Source organism: Mesorhizobium sp. M0830 (assembly GCF_040319965.1).
Classification (GTDB): domain Bacteria; phylum Pseudomonadota; class Alphaproteobacteria; order Rhizobiales; family Rhizobiaceae; genus Mesorhizobium.
Map to the genome: position 1 here is coordinate 1 of NZ_JAMYOR010000117.1, position 5,425 is coordinate 5,425.

Consider the following 5,425-nt stretch of genomic DNA (forward strand, 5'->3'; position numbering starts at 1 on the left):
CCCACTTATAAAATTTCCCTTTGGGGGGCCTGTTTTTTTTTTTATTACCACCCTGGTGCTTAACGGGGGGGGGGTTTTGTTATGGGGCGGGGCCCCATCTCGCCCCCCCGCGACATCATCTCCAGATCAAGATTTGACGGGCAATCCGGTCGCCGCGGCGATCTGGCTTGCGGCGTCGTCGAGTGCCGCCTTGGCGTCGGGATAGCCGCCGGCCAGATATTTGGTCTGCACTGCGCGAACGATGATTTCGGCATCGCTCTGGAATGGCGTGCCGCGGCTGGGAACGACCTTTGGCAAAGTGCCGAGGATATCCTTCCACACCGCCTGGCCGCCCCAGTAGGGCAGGCCTTCGGAAACATAGGGCTCATTGAGTGCCGAGATCAGCGAGGGCACGAGGCCGAAACCCTTCAGCATCGTGATCTGGCCTTCATTGGTTCCGAGCGTGTACTTGAGATAGGCGTAGGCAGCCTCCTTGTTCTTCGACGCCGATGTGATGGCCAGCGAAGACCCGCCGAGATTGGCGGCGCGGGGGCCGTCGGCGGTGAGGCTCGGCATCAGATAGACGCCCCATTTGCCGTTTTCACCGGCCGATTCGGTGCGAATGGTGCCTTCATACCAGCCGCCATAAATCTGGGTGGCGACGGTACCGGCGGTGTTGTTGGTGATCTTGGTGCCCCAGTCGGCCGACGAAATGATGCCGGCGTCCTTCATCTCCTTGATCTTGGTCATGGCATCGACGCATTTGGGCTGGTTGACCGTGATGGACTGCCCATCCGCGGAGAAATAGGCGCAGCCCTGTTCGTTGGAGATCATACGGAAGAATTCGCTATCGCCGTTGAAATCGGCGTTGGTCATGGTGACGCCCGGATTGGCGGCCTGGATCTTCTTGCCGGCTGCGATGAAATCGTCCCAGGTCTTGATCGACGCCGGATCGACGCCGGCCTTTTCGTAGAAGTCGCGGCGATAGAAGGCCGCGACCGGACCCGAATCCCACGGCATAGCATAAGCCTTGTCGCCGACTTCAAGCTCGGTGCGTTTGAAGTCGGGGAATTTCGCCTGATCCTCTGCGGTATAACCCAGCGTATGCAGGTCGACGAAGCAGTCGGGGAACTGGCTCCAGTAATTTTCGGCTTCGCCGTTCTCGATGGTGACGATGTCGGGCAGACCGACGCCGCCGGCCGCACAACCGGCGATCGACTTGTCGTAAGTCGGCTGGTTGCCGAGATCCTGGACCGTAACCTTGACGTCGGGGAATTGCTTGTTGAAGCCGGCAATGGTCGCCTTCAACGATGAAGCGGCGACATTCCAGCTCCAGATGGTGATTTCGCCGGACTGCGCATAGGCCGGGGCAGACCCCAGGGCAAGCACGAGCGCGGCGCAGGTCATTGTGATGCGCATAGAAATCCTCCCATTTCATTTGCTCTCTCACTGCGAGCATGGCTAGACTATGCAGTGGGCAAGGCGTGTCGCCGTCAAAGGGAATATGAAATTGGCGGAAAGTAAGATGCCGGAACGGCCGTTTTATCAACCTGGCGCCAGCAGCGTGGAAGGCCTGCCGCTGGCCCTGCAGATGTTTCATAACCATCCGCTGGTGATGCTCAAGCCGCATTGGCACGCCCAGGTTGAGGTCAATTTCATTGTGCGCGGCAGCGTGCATTACCGCATGAACGAACATGAGATCGCACTGTCGGCAGGCGATATGTGCCTGTTCTGGGGCGGCCTGCCGCACCAGATGACCGATCTCTCGGACGACGCCATCTATGCCGGCGCGCATCTGCCGCTGGTGCATTTCTTTCGCTTGCATTTGCCGACGGATGTCCGCCATCGGCTAATGACCGGCGCCACGCTGGTGACGGGCGCGACCGATCCGGCGGACCACCACAATTTCGAACGCTGGAATCGTTATTTCCGTTCGGGCGATCCGGCCATGATCGAGCATGCCGTGAACGAGTTGCTGCTGAGGCTGGAGCGGGTGCGATTCGAGCCTTATCGTCTGGTGCCGGAAACCGCCCCCGGGCAGGAAACGGGCAGCCCCTTCGACCAGCAGTCGTCCCGCAATGTCGGTCGAATGTGCGATTTCATCGCCGAGAACTTCCTTTACGAGATCGATAGCGTGAACATAGCGACCGCCGCCGATATCCATCCCAAATACGCGATGAACCTGTTCAAGAAATCGACCGGCATGACGCTCAACGAATATGTTAACCTGCTGCGGCTGAGCTATGCGCAAGCGCTCTTGATGCATCAGGACGCCAATGTGCTACGCGTCGCCATGGATTCGGGCTTCGGCTCGCTCAGCGCCTTCAACAAGTCATTCCGCAAGCTGGCCGGCATGTCGCCCTCCGATTTTCGCCGGGGCGTGACCGGCGCCAGATAGGCGGCGGCAGGCATGCCCCGCGCCGTTGCCGCAAAAGCGTTGCCGACTTGATCGCCGGCTAAAGACGGGTCGAACGGTTGCGGCCCGCGATAAGGACGCCGCCGGACGAAATGGCGTCGCACTGCCCACCATTTCCGACTGCCGCCGCGGCATCGGAAGCGGCCGTCGCATGGCATCGCCTTTCCTGTCTGAAATCGCCATCTGGGCGCTGGACAGGCCGAATTCCCATGCTATAACCCACGCGCTTTCAAGGGACGCCCACGGCGCCTCGATGAACTCCGGTCAACGAGATTTCGTTTGCCGGAACAGGCCCAGATAGCTCAGTTGGTAGAGCAGCGGACTGAAAATCCGCGTGTCGGTGGTTCGAATCCGCCTCTGGGCACCATCCCTTCTTCTCCCGACACTCCCTTTCGCCGAATCTTCTACGCTGCAGTTTCTGCAAGCGACTGGAATTGTTGATCTTTTGCGATCGCATTGCGCAATTAAGCGGGACAGGAAGCGCTTAGGGCGCATTTGGTCCAACGAGGCCGGGGATGGTATTTCCGTTGGTATTGGACATCCTGATGGTATCGAAACAGCCAAGGGAGACGTGAAATGTCGAAACGCCCGCCCTGCTTCCAAGCTCGTGAAATTGTCTGATGGGGGCGGGCTGCAGCTATGGGTACAGCCCACGGGCTCTCGCCTGCGGCGGCTCGCCTAAGACCTTTGTTCGAATTGAAGCAGCAAGGCGCGCCCTTCTTCGATCGCGGCCCGGCAATCGTCTAAGTCTATCAGTGAATTGATCCTGTCAAAGATCTGCAAGCGTCCTCACTCTCTCCAAGGCGAACGCCAATGATTGGCAGTCGAGGTTGGTTTGCGCCAGCACTTCCCTCACGTTCGGCGGCGACCAAGGCGCGCCAACTGGATGAGCACGAGTTCTTGGTACGCGATCAGGTGCGTTAACAAAGTGGATTGAACAAGCCGCTAGCGGCGCATGAAAGCAAGGTCGCATCACACGCCTCCTCCCCGAAAAGGACATCCAAGTTCGGCCTATCCTGAATCAAAACGACGCAGCCGTTAGTCCAAAATCAACCATCGGGGAGAGATTTTTGGACCATGTGACCTATTCCATCGTACGCTTAACCGCCGTCGCGTCCTCTGCGAGCCGAGGAACAATTTGACCGCCAGGGCCATGGGAACAAAAAGGCTTGGCACCTCGTCCTGCTTAAGAAGCCGCACCCCATTCTTGTTGTTTACGCCGCAAGCAGTGTGAGCGGCTTTCAAAGACCCCTTCTCGCTAAAGCCGGTCGGACGGCACTAGGGTTGCCGATCAGACGCTCTCGGATTTGGTGCAAGTATGAAATCGAAAACAGGCTCAGGCTGGCCTGGCTTTGGCTTCCGTAGAACAAGAGGGGAAGCTACGGCCGCTTCGGCGTGTTCAGCGAGCGCGGCAAGTGTGGTCCCGAGTGCCGTCTCAAATGGGCCATTCGGGACCCTCGCGATCTGACGAAAAAGTGCTGCAGCCCTCCCCGCATGGCGCGCCACAGCGCCACGTTTTCCCTCGCGGATTTTCACCCCGGCAGCGGCCAACAGGATCAGTCCCTTGAAGAACAAACGATGTTGAGCGCTTTGTTTGGCGGCGTGCCAAAGAGACTCCCAAGCCTCATGGGCCTCCCAGTAGTAACCGTGGTTGAAAAGGTCGATCCCCCACCGAAACACATCTGATTCCAGCTCTTCGCCAACGGCGACGGTCACCGGATCTGTTCGGTAACTGTGGCCCAATGGATCACGCACCGGATGCGGATATTTGCCGGGCAGATACGCATAGCTTGGGAAACTCTTATCGGGCAGCAAGCGAGGACGAGACATAGGCCCAGCAAGCATGAAAGCTCGTTGATTGGCAATTGATGCGGACGCGCGTTGACCGGAAAGCAACCGCTGGCGAAAGGACAAAAAAGGCGGTGGGGGCCTCTGATTCCCGCTTCGAGTGTGCGCTCTGACGTCTCTCATAGATCCCGATCGCAACCGGCGGCAATCGCATCCGCAGAATCGCTCATCCATGGATCTCAAACGGGCTTTTACTCTTCAAAAATTCAGAAAAGGCGTCCTTCTTGGGCAAATCGGTGAGTGATAGGAGGGCTCGATGCAGGGCTATTTTTCGGGCGACGGCGCTTTGCCCCGATCGCAACGCGGGCCAAATGCGCTTGACAAAATAGCGCCGGCCCGTTCAACCTGAGGCATTCACCAGGGGAGTCCCGGCAAGGGGCTGAGATACTGCTGGCTTTCGCGGCGCAGTGACCCGTTGAACCTGATCCAGTTCATACTGGCGTAGGGACGGTGCAAGCGCTTTGCGGGAGTTCACGCCCGAGGTCCTGTTTCGGCAGGTCGACAGAAGCGTCTTTTCATCCTTCCGGCACAGAACTGGGTCTCCAATGCATGAGCAAAGGAGCCTCACGATGAATGCCCTTACTCCCGCCGTGTCGACGGGACCGCTGCCCGCCTCGCGTAAGATCCACAAGCCGGGCGCTCTCCACCCACAGATCAGGGTGCCGATGCGCGAAATCTCCGTCCATCCGACAGCCGGCGAGCCGCCCGTTACCGTCTACGATCCGTCGGGCCCCTATACCGACCCGGCTGTCGAGACCAGTATCGAAAAGGGCCTGGCCCGACTTCGCCACGAATGGATTTTGGCGCGCGGCGATGTCGAGGGCTGTGACGGCCGCCATGTCCGGCCGGAGGACAACGGATTCGCGACGGGCGAACGCCTGACGCCGGAATTTCCCATCCGCCACCGACCGCTCAAAGCCAAAGCAGGCAAGGCGGTGACGCAGCTTGCCTATGCGCGCGCCGGCATCATCACACCCGAAATGGAGTTCGTCGCCATTCGCGAGAACCTTGGTCGCGAGATCCTGCACGGCAAGCTTGAGCGCGACGGCGAGGCTTTCGGCGCGACACTGCCCGATTTCGTCACGCCCGAATTCGTCCGTGACGAGGTGGCGCGCGGACGGGCGATCATTCCCGCCAACATCAACCATCCCGAGAGCGAGCCAATGATCATCGGCCGCAATT

4 protein-coding genes, 1 tRNA gene, 1 pseudogene and 1 riboswitch are annotated in these 5,425 nt (G+C 59.3%); of the genes and pseudogenes, 4 read left to right on the forward strand and 2 right to left on the reverse strand.

Annotated elements, in window-relative coordinates; genetic code table 11:
- Window positions 1–126: 126 nt before the first annotated feature.
- Window positions 127–1,398, reverse strand: coding sequence for an ABC transporter substrate-binding protein (locus tag NKI20_RS33220; RefSeq protein WP_023758411.1), 1,272 nt, complete (start codon window positions 1,396–1,398; stop codon window positions 127–129).
- 106 nt (window positions 1,399–1,504) lie between these two features.
- On the opposite strand from NKI20_RS33220, the gene NKI20_RS33225 reads away from it, so the two are divergent.
- The 3 genes and pseudogenes from NKI20_RS33225 to NKI20_RS33235 all read left to right on the forward strand — a co-directional run.
- The gene (locus NKI20_RS33225; protein ID WP_031259888.1) at window positions 1,505–2,377 is read left to right on the forward strand and encodes a helix-turn-helix domain-containing protein; all 873 of its coding nucleotides are present in this window, start codon (window positions 1,505–1,507) and stop codon (window positions 2,375–2,377) included.
- Window positions 2,378–2,686: 309 nt separating this feature from the next.
- Window positions 2,687–2,762 (forward strand) — tRNA-Phe (locus NKI20_RS33230).
- Window positions 2,763–2,945: 183 nt separating this feature from the next.
- Window positions 2,946–3,074: pseudogene (locus tag NKI20_RS33235) on the forward strand (integrase); the annotation flags it as partial.
- 599 nt (window positions 3,075–3,673) lie between these two features.
- On the opposite strand, the gene NKI20_RS33240 reads toward NKI20_RS33235, so the two are convergent.
- On the reverse strand, window positions 3,674–4,240 hold the full coding sequence (locus NKI20_RS33240; RefSeq protein ID WP_352838190.1) for a DUF309 domain-containing protein: 567 nt from the start codon (window positions 4,238–4,240) through the stop codon (window positions 3,674–3,676).
- 352 nt (window positions 4,241–4,592) lie between these two features.
- Window positions 4,593–4,709, forward strand: a riboswitch (TPP riboswitch).
- Window positions 4,710–4,812: 103 nt separating this feature from the next.
- Between NKI20_RS33240 and NKI20_RS33245 the strand changes: the two genes are divergently transcribed.
- Window positions 4,813–5,425 (forward strand): phosphomethylpyrimidine synthase ThiC (locus NKI20_RS33245; protein ID WP_352838192.1); only part of this gene is annotated, 613 nt, incomplete at its 3' end.